Here is a 14949-nt window from a genome sequence, read left to right as displayed (position 1 = left end):
CAGCATCACCCACAATTGTTGCTCAATCGTGACAATCAGAAATTCCCATTTCAACGTGTTAGCGTTAACATGGAATCGAGGAAGTGCGGCGCCAATGTTGCACGACCCATCAACCCTGGCAGAAGCCAGACAAGTTCAAGGAGGAACGAATGTCGATTCGTAAGAACTTCCGTCGCGCGGCTATCGCCGCTTTCACCGGAGTCGCCATGTTCTCCCTCGCCGCATGCGGTGGAGGAAACGGTGACACAGATGCATCGACCGATTCCGATGCATCTGATTCCACGGGATCGTCGGATATCACCGTTGGCTTCGTTGCCGTTGGCCCCGAGGGTGGTTTCCGCACGGCGAACGAGAATGACATTCAGGATGCGTTCAAGAAGGCTGGCATCACTCTGAAGTATTCGCCGACCCAGAACAACGACCAGCAAAAGCAGCTCGAAGCTTTCAACTCCTTTGTTAATGAAGAAGTTGACGCGATCCTGCTGTCTGCCACCGAGGCAACCGGCTGGGAAGAGTCCCTGAAGAAGGCTCAGGAAGCCGAGATTCCGGTCATCCTGCTTGACCGTGGCATCGAGCCCAACGACGAGTCGCTGTACTCAACCCACATCGGACCGTCGAACGTTGAGGCAGGCAAGGCTGCCGGTGAATGGGCCATCAAGTCCAACCCGGATGGCGCGAAGGCTATCGTTCTTGAAGGACCGGCTGGCCTCTCCGTTGTCAACGAGCGTAACGAGGGCTGGGAAGACGCAATCAAGGGCTCTAAGATCGAGGTGCTTGAGCACCAGTCCGCGAACTGGTCCACCGAAGAAGGCAAGACGGTAACCGAAGGCCTTCTTGACAAGTACAACAACGACATCAAGGTGATCTTCGCGCAGAACGATGAGATGGGCCTTGGGGCGGCTCAGGCTGTTGAAGCTAAGGGCCTGACCACCGGTGCTGACGGCGTTCAGATCATCACCATCGACGGTACACGTCCGGCTCTTGAAGCTCTCCTGTCTGGCAAGCTCTCCTACGTCATCGAGTACAACCCGATCTTCGGTCAGCAGGCTGTTGACGCCGTTAAGGCTCTGACGAGCGGTGAAAAGGTTGAGAAGAACATCGTCGTTCCGTCCCAGTCCTTCGATTCGACGATCACACAGGACGTGATCGACGCGCGTTCGTACTGATCTCAACGATCGCTTGAAGTAGCACCATCGGACCGACAGGTGAGTCGGCCCCACATGATGGCGCCTCCCTCATTACCACGAGGGACAGACGAATAGCGTCAGGGGTGGGAGGGGATCCCCCTCCCACCCCTGAGGTGTTCATGTGCGTCACAGTGCCCGCGAGGATGCGGGCCCATCCTCAAACAAGGACGTGAGAGAAGTGGATCAAGAACCGCAGGGGACGAGTGGCACCCCAATTGTGGAGATGAAAGGCATCTCCATTGAGTTTCCCGGCGTTAAGGCCCTCGACAACGTTGATTTCCGCCTGTTCCCGGGTGAAGTCCACGCAATCATGGGTGAGAACGGCGCTGGAAAGTCAACACTCATCAAAGCGTTGACCGGTGTGTATCGCATCGACGGAGGCAAAATTTTCGTTGCTGGCAAGAAAGTACGCTTCACTGGAACCGCTGAAGCTGAAGCCGCCGGTATCGCCACCGTCTACCAGGAAGTCAACCTCTGCACCAACCTGTCGATCGGAGAAAACCTCATGCTCGGGCATGAGTCGACAGGAATTTTCGGCATCAACTGGAAAGACACGCACGCACGCGCAACCGAGGCACTCAAGCAAGTCGGCCTCGAATATCTTGACACGCGCGCCCCTCTGTCAAGTGTCTCCATTGCTGTTCAGCAGCTCGTGGCGATTGCCCGAGCCACAGTTGTTCACGCAAAAGTCCTGATCCTTGACGAACCGACCTCGTCGCTGGACGTCAATGAGGTCGCTCAACTTTTCGCAATTATTCGCCGCCTACGCGACCAGGGTGTCGCGATCCTCTTCGTTTCACACTTCCTTGACCAGGTCTATGAGATCTCCGATCGCATCACCGTTTTACGAAATGGCACGCTCATCGGAGAAGACCTCACTGAAAATCTCCCCCGTAACGTCATGGTGTCCATGATGATCGGGCAGGACCTGTCGAACCTCGATTCGATCCAATCACAGCGTCCGGACATTCCTGCCGACGCTGCGATTCAGTTGGCTGCAAACAACGTCGGGAAGATCGGGTCTGTTCAGGCTGGCTCCTTCGATGTGCGCGAAGGAGAAGTCCTTGGGTTCGCAGGCCTGCTCGGTTCGGGACGCACCGAATCTGTCCGCCTGATCTTTGGGGCTGATCGCCCCGATTCTGGTGAAGTGACCCTCAAAGGTGACCCCCTCTCAATCAGCGGCCCACTGCGGTCACTGAAGAACGGTGTTGCCTACTCCACGGAGAATCGTCGTGACGAAGGCATTATCGCGGCGCTCTCCGTGCGCGAAAACATCATGGTGTCGCTTCAGGCGATGCGTGGATGGGCACGCCGAATCCCTCAGGCCGAGCAAGAAGAGATCTGCAACCACTACATCGAAAAACTCGGGATCAAGACTCCCTCGGGTGAGACTCCTGTGGGTTCGCTATCGGGCGGTAACCAGCAGAAAGTCCTGCTGGCGCGCTGGCTTGCCACCGCCCCCAAGGTTCTCATGCTTGATGAACCGACCCGAGGCATCGACGTTTCCGCAAAGTCGGAGATTATGAAGCTCGTTTTTGAGCTGGCCCAGGACGGAATGTCGATCATCTTCGTTTCATCTGAAATGGATGAAGTCCTGCGAATTTCCAACCGCATCGTCGTGATGCGTGACCGCCAGCAGGCGGCATTCATCGAAAATGACGGAACGCTCACTCAGAAAGACATCGTGGGCATCATCGCCGAAGGAGGCGTTCAGGCGTGAGCACCAAAGGCATAACCGCCAAGACAAAAAAGTCCTTCCTCTCGGGCCTTGATCCCCGGATCCTGTGGACCGTTGTCGCTATCGTCTTATTGATTGCTGTGTGTGCGATCAAGGACCCGGCTTTCCTGAAGATTGGATTCTCTCACGGCGGACTCAACGGCCCCCTCATTGACGTTTTGCGCAACTCGGCTCCCTACCTCATGATCGCCGTGGGCATGACATTCGTTATCGCCACGGCAGGCATCGACCTCTCCGTGGGTGCGGTCATGGCAGTGTCGGGAACCGTTGTGATGACGGTGATGTCCACTGGCGATGGAAGCGTTGGATCGGCGATCCTTGCTCTGGCCGCGGCGATTGCCGTTTGCGCGCTCATCGGCGCCTGGAACGGCGCTCTCGTGGCCTACATCGGTCTTCAACCCTTCGTGACGACGCTGATCATGATGCTCGCCGGTCGAGGGATTGCCAAGGTCATCACCGATGGGCAAAACCTCGCGGCTGAAAACGAAGCCTTTCACAACCTTGCCACCGGCTCGCTGCTTGGACTTCCGATGGCGTGGATTGTGGCAACTGTCATCGTGGTCCTCGTTGCCCTTCTTATGAGGAAAACTGCACTTGGCCTCGAGATCGAAGCCGTGGGACTCAACCCCGTGGCATCGCGCATGGCCGGCATTGATCCGAAGAAAATCCAATTCGTTGTCTACATCATCTCAGCGGCACTTGCTGCGATGGCCGGCGCGTTCTCGGTCGGTAACGTCATGCGTGTCGAACCGGCCAACACCGGTATGAGCTACGAGATGGACGCGATCCTCGCCGTTGTGATCGGTGGAACGTCGCTGCTTGGTGGACGTTTCTCTCTCCTGGGGACCTACCTGGGTGCGCTGATCATTCCGATGCTCGAAAAGACGATCGTCTGGCTCGGCATCCCCAACGCCGCGACACCCGCATTTAAGGCGGTCATTGTTATTGCCGTGTGTGTTCTTCAGTCCAGTCTTTTCGCCAAGCTCACCACGAAGAGACAGAAGAAGACGCCGACCGTGTCAGCCGGCTCCACTGTTACGCCTGCGAAGGAGGGTGCGTCAGCATGAGTTCTGCAACACAAAAGAATGGTGGCTTCAACGCGTGGCTTACGCGTGACCTTAACAAGCTGCCCAGTTACGTCGCGATCCTTGTTCTGCTCATTCTCTTCGTTGTCGGGCAGCTGGCCTACGGGAAGTTCTTCCGGTTGAACACGATCTCCACGCTGTTTAACGACAACGCCTATCTGATTATTCTTGCGGTTGCCATGACCGTCCCGATTCTCATCGGCGGCATCGACCTCTCTGTTGGCGCGGTCATCGCTCTGAGCTCGGTCGTGGGCTGCACCCTCGCCAATGCCGGCGTTCCGTGGTTCATCGTTGTTGTTGTCATGATCCTCATCGGCACGGTCATGGGAGCGATCTCGGGTGTCCTCGTGCGCTACTTTGATATGCAGCCGTTCATTGCGACTCTTGCGACGATGTACTTGGGACAGGGTATTGCGGCCATGATCTCATCGAAGCCCATCGTTTTGGACAAGGACAACAATCTGCGGATGTTGGGCTCAACGTTCAAGCTCATCGATGGGCCGAAACGCAATGACCTTGAGGTGTCGGTCGGTCTGCTCATCGCGGTGGTCGTCGTCCTCGTTGCCTACTTCATCATGCATCGCACGCGCACCGGCCGGACAATCTACGCGATGGGTGCCCCCGGTAAAGACTCGGCACGTCTTATGGGTCTGCCCGCGGGTCGGTCGTTGACGGCGATTTTCCTGATTTCAGGAACTTTCTCGGGGATCGCCTCGGTTGTCTACGTCGCAGCGGTGGGCAAGGGGCAGAATATCCTCGGTCAAGGGTGGGAACTCAACGCCATCGCCGCAGCCGTCATTGGTGGCACGATCATCACCGGCGGTGCCGGCTATATCCTCGGTTCGATTGTTGGAACTCTGGTCTTTGCAACGACTGCGCTCATTATTACGCGTGATGGACGTATTCCTCCGGCTGCGACGACGATCATCACCGGTCTGATGCTGCTGCTCTTCGTTGTGATCCAGCGTCTGATCATTTTCTTTGCTGAAATGCGAAGGGCCAAAGGTGGTCACCAGGCGTCAGCCCAGGAACCGGAGAAGGCCTGATCGACATGATTGTGCCCTCCGTCACTCGATGGAGGGCACAATGTGTCGAAAAAAGTCGCATAATCTCATATTTTCGTTGAAATACCGCGCTTGATCTGACAAATCCGCTATTTATCCGTAATGTTTTCTAGTGACCGTTATATAGGTCCCTGAGATCGATAGGAAGAGGTTCCTCAATGTCCGTGAATCGCACCGAGCTCGTTGCTCAGATTGCTGACCGTACCGACCTGACCAAGGTGCAGGCTGACGCTGCTCTGGGCGCATTCCAGGATGTCCTGGTTGAATCCCTCGCGAAGGGTGAGGCCGTGAAGGTCACCGGTTTGCTGTCCGTGGAGCGTGTTGAGCGCGCCGCCCGTACCGGTCGTAATCCTCGCACCGGCGAAGAGATTCAGATCCCGGCTGGCTACGGCGTCAAGCTGTCGGCTGGTTCGAACCTGAAGAAGGCTGTCGCTAAGTGACGATGCCGTGATTCAGTAATGAATCCGCTCTGATATAAGAGCTGGGGAATCTTCGGGTTCCCCAGCTCTTGTGTTTTGTCCCGGTGGGTGAGTTGGCCGGGTGGTCACCATGTGTGGGGGAACGAGGACGAGCGCGATTTTCCCGGTGCGTTCTCGGCCGGGGGTTTTCTTACCGGTGATACGCCAACGAAGATAAACAATTTTCAAGAAAACCGAAACGCGTGGATGAGGGGCGAGGTTCTCCCTCGTGCCCCGTATGATCGCATTGGCGCTGATCAGACAAGTAGGAGGCTCGCCCATGCAGATCGGAATCTTCTCCAACGACAACGAAATCGCACGCGTCGGTGCGCAGCGAATCGTTGATGTGTATCGGAACAAGGAGAACTTTGTTCTCGGTTTAGCAACGGGATCTTCGCCTCTGCCTCTGTACGCTGAACTCATTCGCCGCCACAAGGCCGGAGATATTTCTTTCGCACACGCGCAATCATTCAACCTTGACGAATATGTTGGACTGCCTCGTGACCACGTTGAAGGCTACGCCAACTTTATTCACCGCAATCTCATTGACCATACGGATATGCCCGAAGGCGCAGCTCACGGCCCCGATGGGTGGGCAGATGATCTCAACGCCGGGGCAGCAGCTTACGACCAGGCAATCCGCGACGCCGGTGGCATCGATATTCAGGTGCTCGGCATCGGATCCGACGGACACATCGGTTTCAACGAACCGGGAGGGTCGCTGGTGTCGAGGACACACGTCGGAGTCCTCACGGAGCAGACTCGTCGTGACAATGCGCGCTTCTTTAACGGCGACATCGATGCCGTACCGACTCACTGCGTGACGCAAGGTTTGGGAACGATCATGGAATCCCGGGCGCATGTTTTCATCGCCACAGGTCAGGGTAAGGCCGAGGCCGTCGCCCAGATGATCGAGGGCGGAGTATCTGGCCGCTGGCCCGCATCGATTCTCCAAATGCATCCCGATGTCATGGTTCTTCTCGATGAAGCGGCGGCGTCACAGTTGGCGCTCGGTGATTTCTATCGTGAGGTCTGGGACAAGGAACACGCCTGACCGGGGGACGCCCCGCGAAGGGGAGCGAGCGGACTCGTCCTCGTCAATGAAACAGCGGTCCTAGTGGCCCGTGTCGATGAGGTGAAGGCCAACGATGCAGCCAACGAGGATCGTCACCAGGATGACCTTGATCAGCGATGCTGATTCAGCTCCCGAGAGAATCGACCAGCCGACAGTGACTACGGCCCCGGTTCCCGCCCATGCAGCATATGCGGTACCGACAGGAATATCTTTCATCGCAATCATCAGGCCACCCAGGGACACAACGGAGCCGGCGATGAAGAGGAGGACGTCAAACCACCGGAACTGCTCGGCGAGGCGGGAGAGGGCACTTGCCCACACCGTCTCGAACATTCCGGAAATAATGAGGATGAGCCACGACATCGTCGGCCCCTTTCTGTCCGTGGGGCCGTCCCCATGCGATACGACCGGCAGGTCGTCCAGCCGGCGGGGCGCCCAGCGCCCATGTACTTTCTTTTGCTCACAGAGGACGCGCGAGTCGATTCGGGAGAAACCCCGATGACAACGACCTCCGGTGCATGCTGAAGTGAAAGATTCAGCGGTGAACTGGCGCTTTAGCGCCGTCCAACAAACCACTCTCTCAAAAGAGCGATCCGTGCGTCAATCTGCTCGGTTGTTGCCTGAGCGACTTCCGGTCCTCCGCATCGCTGACGCAGCTGTGAGTGGATCACGGCGTGAGTATCACCGGAGCGCCGAGCCCATGAGGAGACCAGGTGCTGAAGCTCTTTCCTCTTCGCAGCCCTGAGGCGATGCTGGGATAGGCCAGCGTTCTCCTCGCGTTGACGCTGAGCGCTCGTGCGTCGTTTCTGCGACGCCACCTGTTCGGCTTGGCGTGCACGCAGTAGCGTCGTCACCTGTTCAGCATCAAGAAGACCGGGAATCCCCAGGTATTCTTGTTCTTCCTCGGATCCGACCTCGGCCCCCGTCCCCCACGCGGCGCCGTCAAAAAGAACCCCGTCGAATTCGGCATCCGCCCCGAGAACCTCGAACTGTCCCGTGAGGTCATCCGATGCCTTGTCTGCGCGGTTGGCTTGCTGCATGAGAGCATCTTCGGGGTTCCACAGGGAATCCTCGTCCAAGGACTGTGGCCGATCGAGGGCGTGGTCGCGTTCGACTTCCATTTGTCCCGCAAGATCAAGGAGGGGGACGACGGAAGGAATGAAAACCGTTGCTGTTTCACCGCGTCGGCGGGCACGGACGAAACGTCCCACGGCCTGTGCGAAAAACAACGAGGTCGAGGTGTTGGTTGCATACACGCCCACGGAAAGACGCGGAACGTCAACGCCCTCTGAGACCATTCGGACCGCAACCATCCACTTGTCAGTGTTTTCTCTAAACTCGTCGATACGGTCGGAGGCATCTGCGTCGTCGGAGAGGACGAGTGTTGCCGGCTTTCCCGTGATCATCCGCAGGTGCCGCGCGTATGCTCGCGCCTGCTCTTGATTGGATGCAATGACGAGCCCTCCGGCATCGGGAATCTGACGACGGACCTCGTCGAGGCGCAGATCGGCGGCGCGCAGCACCGCCGGAATCCATTCGCCTTGAGGGTCGAGGGCGGTGCGCCACGCCTGCTTCATCATGTCTTTCGTCAGCGGCTCACCTAGACGGGCGCTGACGGTATCGCCGGCTTTTGTGCGCCACGCCATCTGCCCCGAATAGGACATGAAGAGGACGGGGCGGACAACGTGATCGCGTAGGGCATCGCCGTAACCGTAGGTGAAGTCGGCGCGTGAACGCCGAATACCGGAGGCGTCCTCGACGTAGCGGACAAAAGGAATCGGGGAGGTGTCAGAGCGGAACGGGGTTCCCGTCAGAGCCAGCCGCCGCGTGGCGTCGTCGAAGGCTTCGCGCACACCGTCCCCCCACGACAGGGCATCTCCGGCGTGGTGGATTTCGTCGAGGATGACGAGGGTCCGGTAGGCCCGTGTTCGGGCAGAATGCACCGTCGGATGAGAGGCGACCTGCGCGTAGGTGACGGCCACACCGTCGAAGTGGGAGCCTGCGCGCCCCTGCGCGTTAGAAAAAGCGGGGTCGATGTGGATCCCAACCCGAGCCGCCGCGTCTGCCCACTGTCCTTTGAGATGCTCCGTCGGACACACAACGGTGATTTTTTCAACGATGCCCTGGCCGATGAGTTCCACTGCGATCCGAAGAGCAAACGTGGTTTTCCCCGCACCCGGAGTGGCAACGGCAAGGAAGTCCTTGGGAGAGTCAGCCAGATACTGCGTGAGGGCAGCCGCCTGCCATGCGCGCAGACTGTCGGCGGAACCGCGAGGAGCCCGCGCGGGAAAAGCCGGTGGGAGAGACCGAGCTGCTGAAAGAGATGCGCGAGAAGGGCCGGAGGATCGATCCTGCGCGCTCGTCACTTGCCAGCGCCCCCAGATCCCGAACCTGAGTCGCCTGAACCTGAACCGCCCGATCCATTCGAGAACGGCCAGTGACGGTCATTGCGTCCCATTGAGTCTCGGAGTTCTTTACACGTTGGACACACCGGGTAGCGGGATGCGTCGCGCGTGGGAATCCATACTTTGCCGCACAGCGCAACAACGGGTTGGCCGGTGATCATGGCGTTATCTGCTTTATCTCGGCGAACAAAGTGTGCGAAACGGTCGCCGTCACCGGGGCTCTTCTCTTGTTCAACCTGGGTACGCTCCAGCAGTCCCGTGGAGGACTGAGTTGCCGGACCTGCCGGTCCACTGGGAGCCGACGGTCCTGTTGGTTCGTTCAGAGCACTACGCATAAGGGACATTGTAGAGCCGCCCGTTGGCACCTGCCGCCACGAGGGAGCGAAGTGTGAATTATGCGCCGAGTCGTTCGTAATGCGTGGGAATCGCTGGTTCCCCCTCGGATAGACGCCATGCCTGATAGGGGAGTTCATTACGGGCGAGGACGTGGTGATCCTGAGCACGCTGAAGCGTGTCCTCCTGTTGCCACAGTTCCGACCGGATCGTGCCCTGCTCGATGAGAGAGACCTGAAGAGGGCGAGCCCCCACGGATTCCAAGTATGCAAGTGCTTCCTCGCGGGTGGAGCCAATGACGAGGAGTTCCTGGGAGGCGTATCCGTCCTCGTCCCTGAGCCGGCCCGCGATCTTGCGTCCGCCCACAGTGGACTTCGATTCGGACTTCTTGGCCACGGGGACGTTATGTCCGTTGTCGTCCTCGCGTGACACCATTTTGTACACGAGGGCGGCTGTGGGAACACCCGAACCTGTGACGAGTTTTGTCCCCACACCGTAGGAGTCGATAGGTGCGGCGCCCAGAGCGGCAATCGCGTATTCATCCAAGTCATTCGTCACGGTGATCTTCGTAGATTTTGCCCCCATAGCGTCAAGTTGCCCGCGAACCTTGAAGGCCTGAGCAACGAGGTCACCGGAATCCAGACGGACAGCGCCAAGCTCACCACCGGCGGCACGAGCTGCCTCAACGGCGTTACGCACACCCGTCTCAACGTCGTAGGTGTCCACGAGCAACGTTGTCGAAGGCCCGAGCAGACTGATCTGCGCATCGAAGGCCTGGCGTTCGGAATCATGAAGCAGGGTGAACGCGTGCGCTGCCGTGCCAATTGCCTTAATTGAGTAGCGTTTCGCGGCTTCCAGATCGGAGGTTCCCTTGAATCCGCCGATGTAGGCGGCGCGCGCGGCGGACACAGCGGACCTCTCGTGGGTGCGACGGGCACCCATGTCCATGCAGGGGCGGCCGTGAGCCGCAATTGTCATCCGTGATGCCGCCGACGCAACAGCGCAGTCGTGGTTGAGGATCGACAGGAGGAGGGTTTCCAGGAGGGTGCATTCGGCGAATGTTCCTTCAACTGTGACCAGCGGTGAACCCGCGAAGTAGCATTCCCCTTCGGCGTAGCCGTAAATGTCACCGGTGAAACGAAAATCCTTGAGGTAATCCAAGGTCTCGTCGGAAACGATGTGCTGCTCGTGCAGCCAGTCAATCTGCTCGGGTCCGAACTCAAAGCGTTCGAGAGCCTCAAGCAGACGTCCCGTGCCGGCAACGACGCCGAAACGCCGAGTCGAGGGGAGACGACGACCGAAGACCTCGAAGGTTGAGCGCCGCAGAGCCGTCCCGGACTTCAATGCGGCATCGAGCATGGTCAATTCATACATATCCGTCAAAAGTGACGTGGAAACCGAAGCTGGCATACGAATAACCTAGCCTTTCAGTGTCCTAAAGTGAACAACTCACCATGTGATGAGCGGGTTTAGGGTGATAATTCTTGCCGAATCCGCGGCTAAATCTCGGTGACGCGCCTACGCTGGCAATATGCCCAGTTCACTGACGACACTGCCGGATCCGCTGGTCACGGAGCGTTCCTCTCGCTTCGTGCAGTGGCGTACCGTCGTGTGGGATGATCCGATCAATCTCATGGATTATGTGACTTACGTGTTTCGTCGCCACTTCGGCTATCCCCTGACAACCTGTGAATCCCTGATGCTTCAAGTTCATGAACAGGGGCGAGCAATCGTGTCGACGGGAACTCGCGAACGCATGGAAGCTGACGTTGCTGCCATGCACGGTTACGGACTCCACGCGACCCTCGAAGAAGACGACGGCAGTGAATCGAGTGAGAGAACATGATTGGGCCCTTCCGCCTGGTACGGTCGGGGTCTGTTGACACCTATGTCGCGGACGTCAGCACTGAATATCTGCGGTTGATCCGTCAACTTGCAGTGGAGATCCTCATCGTCCTCGATTCCCCTGCGGACAATGAGATGGCTCGCATGGTTGAGGCAACCACCGGAGGGGAATCCCAGCGCGAAGCCCCGATGGAACGCGCGCTGAATTATCTCCTTGCGCCAATGAGCGAGGACGAAGCTGACGCGGCCCGTCTCAGAGCGTTAACTGAGGACTATCTTCGCGCCGAGAAATCCAGCAGGTTGCGCAGGATCGCTCGCGCCCTCGATCGGCTCATCGGTGCGGGGAAAACACGTGTTGAAGTAGCGGCAGAGGAGGCGTGGGACTGGCTTTCGGGAATGAATGATGTGCGTCTGGGATTAGCTGGCGAACTGGGGATACGCAACAATGAGGATGCCCACAGAGTTGAGGAGCTGGCTTTCGCACAAACCCCGTCAGGACGCGACCAAAGCGCCGCCGCGATCTACACGGTCATCACCTGGTGGCAAGATTCACTACTTTCTGCACTGATATCGGCGCAGGAAGAACACTAATGTCTCGCATATGGATAACGCGCCGATAGGTATTTTTGATTCAGGTCTTGGGGGGCTGACGGTTGCGCGCGCTGTCATTGACAAGCTCCCCGACGAAGAAATCCTCTACCTCGGAGACACGGCGCACACACCTTACGGGCCACGACCCATCGCCCAGGCGCGGTCATTCACTCTGGGATGCCTCGATGAACTGGCATCTCGCGGAGTCAAGATGCTGGTCATCGCGTGCAACACAGCAACCGCCGCCGCACTCTCTGATGCGCGTGAACGCTACTGGATTGACGCTCATATCCCCGTCATCGAAGTCATCAGCCCCGCTGCCCGACAGGCTGTGGTCACAACTCGTCGGCAGCGGATCGGCGTCATCGGAACCGAAGCGACCATTCAGTCTGAGGCTTACCTCAACGCGCTTGCCGCTGTGCCAGGGGTGAAGGTCTTCCAACAGGCCTGCCCGCGGTTCGTTGAGTTCGTTGAACGAGGACAAACAACGGGACCAGAAATTGAGGAGCTGGCACGCGAATACCTTGAGCCCCTCAAAGAACAGGGCGTCGATACGCTCATTCTCGGGTGCACCCACTACCCGCTGCTCACCGGCGTCATCGGGCGCGTCATGGGGGAAGGCGTATCCCTCGTGACCTCGTCGGAAGCAACGGCGAACGTCACCTACAACGAACTCACGGACCGCGGTCTTCTCCACGAGCCTCGGGCCGACGGTGACGAGCCGTGCCACCAATTCCTTGCAACGGGCGAATCAACAATGTTCCCGCGTCTGGCCAAGCGTTTCCTTGGGCCCGAGGTCGGCAACGTTCATCAGGTCCATCTTCCAGAACCGGGGGCGATCGCGTGAAACTGACGATTATTGGCGCCACGGGATCAATGTCTGGGCCGCGGTCCGCTGCCTCGTGCTACCTGGTGCAAGCTCCGGGGAAGGATCCGGAAACCGGCCGCGACCGCATATGGTCGATTGTCTTAGAAATGGGTCCCGGCTCCTTTGGTTCGCTCTGGCGGCATCTTCCGCCTCGGGACGTTGACGCGCTGTTCTTGTCACACTGTCACGCTGATCACATGGGTGACATCATTTCGATGCACGTGTACCGCAAGTGGGGTCCGGAAGGTTGCCTCCCCGCATTAGCGCTCTATGGTCCACGTGCGGTGCGGGATCGTATCCGTCAGATTGACGGCACCACGGAACCGGAGATGTACGAGGACGAGTTCGATATTCACACTCTTGTCGCCGGGGAACCGGTGCGTGTTGGTCCGATGACGGTGACTCCCGTGATTGGTCAGCACACGGTCGAGAGCTTTGGTTTGCGCATCGAAGGCCCACGTTTCATTGACGAGGACGGAGCCGGTGATGCCAGCTGTGCCCACGGCCTCATTGTGGGGGAGCGCACCGACGCGCATGCGAAGTCCCTACAGGCAGGTGGAAACGGTGCAACGATGTTCTTCACTGGCGACACGGATCTGGTGCCCACAATCGTCGAGGGTGCCCGAGGAGTCGATCTGCTGCTAACTGAAGTGGGATTCACAACCGATGACGTGACCCGCGGGATCCACATGGACGGGGTGCGTGCAGGTGAGCTGGCTACGGCAGCCGGCGTGGGTCACCTGGTGGCAACACACATCCAACCGTGGGTGTCGCACGAGCGTGTTCTTGAGGAACTACGCACAACATGGTCAGGTCCCGTGGACTTTGCCGATACCGACCGGTCATTCATCGTTGGCTAGTGCCGCAACGATTGCGGGTGTCAGAGCGCGAAAAGCGATCCCTCGGTGACTGATCGCGTTCTTCTCTTCGGCGCTCATCTGCGCTGTTGTCACTGAGTAGCCGTCGGGAACGAAAATCGGATCGTATCCGAAGCCGTGATCGCCACGAGGCTCACGCGTCAGCGTTCCTCGCACCTGTCCGTGCTCAACGAATTCACGTCCGTCGGGGAGCACAAGGACAGCAGCGGAGACGAACGCTGCGGAGCGCAAATGATCGGGGACGTCTGAGAGCTGCGCGAGAAGGAGGTTGAGATTTGCCTCGTCATCTCCGTGATGTCCACACCAGCGTGCGGAGAAAATCCCGGGCGCTCCGCCGAGAATATCAACGGTGATGCCCGAGTCGTCTGCGATTGCTGCCATCCCGGTTTCAACGACCAGGTGACGTGCCTTAATGAGGGAGTTTTCTGCGAAAGTAGCGCCGTCTTCAACGGGTTCGTCAACGTCGAAATCCGACATTCGTGCGATCGTGCCGGGTGCGTATCCTTGCCACGCGGGGGCGAGGATCGCTTCGAGTTCACTGATTTTGTGGGCGTTCCCCGTGGCAAAAACGAGACGCGGAGTGACACCGGTACCCAAGGGTGTCGAGGGCGAGTTGGGGACCTGAGTCATCACTGCCCCTGGATGCCCTGGGGTGCAAGTTCAATGCGTTCCCCTTCGGGAGCATCGAGGCATTCTCGCTGAGCGCGGGCGAGGAGAGAGTTGCCGTGTGCGGCCAAGTCAAGCAGGGTGCCCAGCTCCTCGCGGTTAAAAGGAGCGTGCTCGGCGGTTCCCTGAACCTCAACGAAGTGTCCATCGCCGGTCTGTACGACGTTCATGTCCGTTTGGGCGCGCACGTCCTCGACGTAGGGCAAGTCAAGCATGGGGACGGAGTCGATGATGCCGACGGAGATCGCAGACACCGAGTCCGTCAAAACCGGCGACGAGGCTCGCGGCGTGATGAGACCGCGTTCTGTTCCCCAACGAACAGCGTCGGCAAGCGCGATATACGCTCCGGTGATCGATGCGGTGCGGGTACCGCCGTCGGCGCGCAGAACATCGCAGTCAAGAACAATCGTGTTTTCTCCCAGCGCGGTGAAATCAATGACCGCACGCAGGGAGCGGCCAATGAGTCGGGAGATCTCGGAGGTGCGTCCAGAGATTTTCCCTTTGACTGACTCGCGGCTTGATCGTTCAGAGGTTGCTCGCGGAAGCATTGAGTATTCGGCGGTCACCCAGCCTTCGCCGCTGTCTTTCTTCCATCGGGGAACACCGGGAGTCAAGGACGCAACACATAGGACACGGGTGTTGCCACATTCAACGAGGACGGATCCTTCGCCGGTTCCCGACCATCCTCGGGTGAAAGATACGGGGCGAAGCTGGTCATAGGTGCGGCCGTCGGCGCGAATTTCACTGTTCGTCATG

16 protein-coding genes are annotated in these 14949 nt (G+C 58.7%); 10 read left to right on the top strand and 6 right to left on the bottom strand.

The annotated features are described in order from the left end of the window. Positions 1-149: 149 nt before the first annotated feature. The 6 genes from G7Y41_RS06820 to nagB all read left to right on the top strand — a co-directional run bounded on the left by G7Y41_RS06820 (position 150) and on the right by nagB (position 6586). Positions 150-1166 carry an ABC transporter substrate-binding protein gene (locus G7Y41_RS06820; protein WP_196819477.1) on the top strand — a complete coding sequence of 339 codons (1017 nt, stop codon included), beginning with the start codon at positions 150-152 and terminating at the stop codon, positions 1164-1166. Positions 1167-1365: 199 nt separating this feature from the next. Further along, positions 1366-2907: a sugar ABC transporter ATP-binding protein gene (locus G7Y41_RS06815; protein ID WP_196819476.1), complete on the top strand. Its 1542-nt coding sequence runs from the start codon at positions 1366-1368 to the stop codon at positions 2905-2907. Continuing rightward, the gene (locus G7Y41_RS06810; RefSeq protein ID WP_165316001.1) at positions 2904-3992 is read left to right on the top strand and encodes an ABC transporter permease; all 1089 of its coding nucleotides are present in this window, start codon (positions 2904-2906) and stop codon (positions 3990-3992) included. Before G7Y41_RS06815 ends, G7Y41_RS06810 begins: the two co-directional genes overlap by 4 nt. Beyond that, complete coding sequence (locus G7Y41_RS06805) at positions 3989-5056, top strand: ABC transporter permease (RefSeq protein WP_165216058.1); 1068 nt, start codon at positions 3989-3991, stop codon at positions 5054-5056. Before G7Y41_RS06810 ends, G7Y41_RS06805 begins: the two co-directional genes overlap by 4 nt. Before the next feature lie 176 nt (positions 5057-5232). Next, positions 5233-5514, top strand: a complete 282-nt coding sequence (locus G7Y41_RS06800) for an HU family DNA-binding protein (protein ID WP_165216055.1) — start codon at positions 5233-5235, stop codon at positions 5512-5514. Between the two features lie 298 nt (positions 5515-5812). Then, on the top strand, positions 5813-6586 hold the full coding sequence (gene nagB, locus G7Y41_RS06795; protein ID WP_165316002.1) for a glucosamine-6-phosphate deaminase: 774 nt from the start codon (positions 5813-5815) through the stop codon (positions 6584-6586). 60 nt (positions 6587-6646) lie between these two features. On the opposite strand, the gene G7Y41_RS06790 is transcribed toward nagB, so the two are convergent. The 4 genes from G7Y41_RS06790 to G7Y41_RS06775 all read right to left on the bottom strand — a co-directional run bounded on the left by G7Y41_RS06790 (position 6647) and on the right by G7Y41_RS06775 (position 10755). Continuing rightward, a complete protein-coding gene (locus G7Y41_RS06790; RefSeq protein WP_165216046.1) occupies positions 6647-6970 on the bottom strand; it encodes a DMT family transporter in 324 nt (107 codons plus the stop codon). A gap of 191 nt (positions 6971-7161) precedes the next feature. Next, positions 7162-8973, bottom strand: coding sequence for a DEAD/DEAH box helicase (locus G7Y41_RS06785; protein ID WP_165316003.1), 1812 nt, complete (start codon positions 8971-8973; stop codon positions 7162-7164). Next, complete coding sequence (locus tag G7Y41_RS06780) at positions 8970-9347, bottom strand: DUF3039 domain-containing protein (RefSeq protein WP_165216044.1); 378 nt, start codon at positions 9345-9347, stop codon at positions 8970-8972. The genes G7Y41_RS06785 and G7Y41_RS06780 overlap by 4 nt, the downstream gene beginning before the upstream one ends. Positions 9348-9405: 58 nt before the next feature. Then, positions 9406-10755 (bottom strand): nicotinate phosphoribosyltransferase, encoded by a 1350-nt coding sequence (locus G7Y41_RS06775; protein WP_165216042.1) that lies wholly within the window; start codon positions 10753-10755, stop codon positions 9406-9408. A gap of 121 nt (positions 10756-10876) precedes the next feature. Between G7Y41_RS06775 and clpS the strand changes: the two genes are divergently transcribed. From clpS to G7Y41_RS06755, 4 genes are read left to right on the top strand one after another with little or no spacing between them, the layout of a single operon-like run. Continuing rightward, on the top strand, positions 10877-11191 hold the full coding sequence (gene clpS, locus G7Y41_RS06770) for an ATP-dependent Clp protease adapter ClpS (RefSeq protein ID WP_165216038.1): 315 nt from the start codon (positions 10877-10879) through the stop codon (positions 11189-11191). Then, complete coding sequence (locus G7Y41_RS06765) at positions 11188-11781, top strand: DUF2017 family protein (protein WP_165216035.1); 594 nt, start codon at positions 11188-11190, stop codon at positions 11779-11781. Before clpS ends, G7Y41_RS06765 begins: the two co-directional genes overlap by 4 nt. 10 nt (positions 11782-11791) lie before the next feature. Next, the gene (gene murI, locus G7Y41_RS06760) at positions 11792-12628 is read left to right on the top strand and encodes a glutamate racemase (protein ID WP_165216032.1); all 837 of its coding nucleotides are present in this window, start codon (positions 11792-11794) and stop codon (positions 12626-12628) included. Beyond that, positions 12625-13509 (top strand): MBL fold metallo-hydrolase, encoded by an 885-nt coding sequence (locus G7Y41_RS06755; RefSeq protein ID WP_165316004.1) that lies wholly within the window; start codon positions 12625-12627, stop codon positions 13507-13509. The genes murI and G7Y41_RS06755 overlap by 4 nt, the downstream gene beginning before the upstream one ends. On the opposite strand, the gene rdgB is transcribed toward G7Y41_RS06755, so the two are convergent. Both rdgB and rph read right to left on the bottom strand, forming a co-directional pair. After that, positions 13492-14157 carry an RdgB/HAM1 family non-canonical purine NTP pyrophosphatase gene (rdgB, locus tag G7Y41_RS06750; RefSeq protein ID WP_165316005.1) on the bottom strand — a complete coding sequence of 222 codons (666 nt, stop codon included), beginning with the start codon at positions 14155-14157 and terminating at the stop codon, positions 13492-13494. The two genes, G7Y41_RS06755 and rdgB, sit on opposite strands and share 18 nt — an antisense overlap. Further along, a complete protein-coding gene (gene rph, locus G7Y41_RS06745) occupies positions 14157-14948 on the bottom strand; it encodes a ribonuclease PH (RefSeq protein WP_165316006.1) in 792 nt (263 codons plus the stop codon). Before rph ends, rdgB begins: the two co-directional genes overlap by 1 nt. Position 14949: the final 1 nt, after the last annotated feature.

The organism is Schaalia sp. ZJ405 (genome assembly GCF_011038885.2).
In the GTDB taxonomy this organism is placed as follows: Bacteria; Actinomycetota; Actinomycetes; order Actinomycetales; family Actinomycetaceae; genus Pauljensenia.
This window is presented reverse-complemented; position numbering and strand designations above follow the sequence as displayed.

Excerpts from the sequence above, each read along its gene's own strand:
- G7Y41_RS06820 (WP_196819477.1), top strand. The coding sequence starts at position 150 with ATGTCGATTCGTAAGAACTTCCGTCGCGCGGCTATCGCCGCTTTCACC.
- G7Y41_RS06805 (WP_165216058.1), top strand. The coding sequence starts at position 3,989 with ATGAGTTCTGCAACACAAAAGAATGGTGGCTTCAACGCGTGGCTTACG.
- G7Y41_RS06800 (WP_165216055.1), top strand. The coding sequence starts at position 5,233 with ATGTCCGTGAATCGCACCGAGCTCGTTGCTCAGATTGCTGACCGTACC.
- nagB (WP_165316002.1), top strand. The coding sequence starts at position 5,813 with ATGCAGATCGGAATCTTCTCCAACGACAACGAAATCGCACGCGTCGGT.
- G7Y41_RS06790 (WP_165216046.1), bottom strand. The coding sequence starts at position 6,970 with ATGTCGTGGCTCATCCTCATTATTTCCGGAATGTTCGAGACGGTGTGG.
- G7Y41_RS06780 (WP_165216044.1), bottom strand. The coding sequence starts at position 9,347 with ATGCGTAGTGCTCTGAACGAACCAACAGGACCGTCGGCTCCCAGTGGA.
- G7Y41_RS06775 (WP_165216042.1), bottom strand. The coding sequence starts at position 10,755 with ATGCCAGCTTCGGTTTCCACGTCACTTTTGACGGATATGTATGAATTG.
- clpS (WP_165216038.1), top strand. The coding sequence starts at position 10,877 with ATGCCCAGTTCACTGACGACACTGCCGGATCCGCTGGTCACGGAGCGT.
- G7Y41_RS06765 (WP_165216035.1), top strand. The coding sequence starts at position 11,188 with ATGATTGGGCCCTTCCGCCTGGTACGGTCGGGGTCTGTTGACACCTAT.
- murI (WP_165216032.1), top strand. The coding sequence starts at position 11,792 with ATGGATAACGCGCCGATAGGTATTTTTGATTCAGGTCTTGGGGGGCTG.
- rdgB (WP_165316005.1), bottom strand. The coding sequence starts at position 14,157 with ATGACTCAGGTCCCCAACTCGCCCTCGACACCCTTGGGTACCGGTGTC.
- rph (WP_165316006.1), bottom strand. The coding sequence starts at position 14,948 with ATGACGAACAGTGAAATTCGCGCCGACGGCCGCACCTATGACCAGCTT.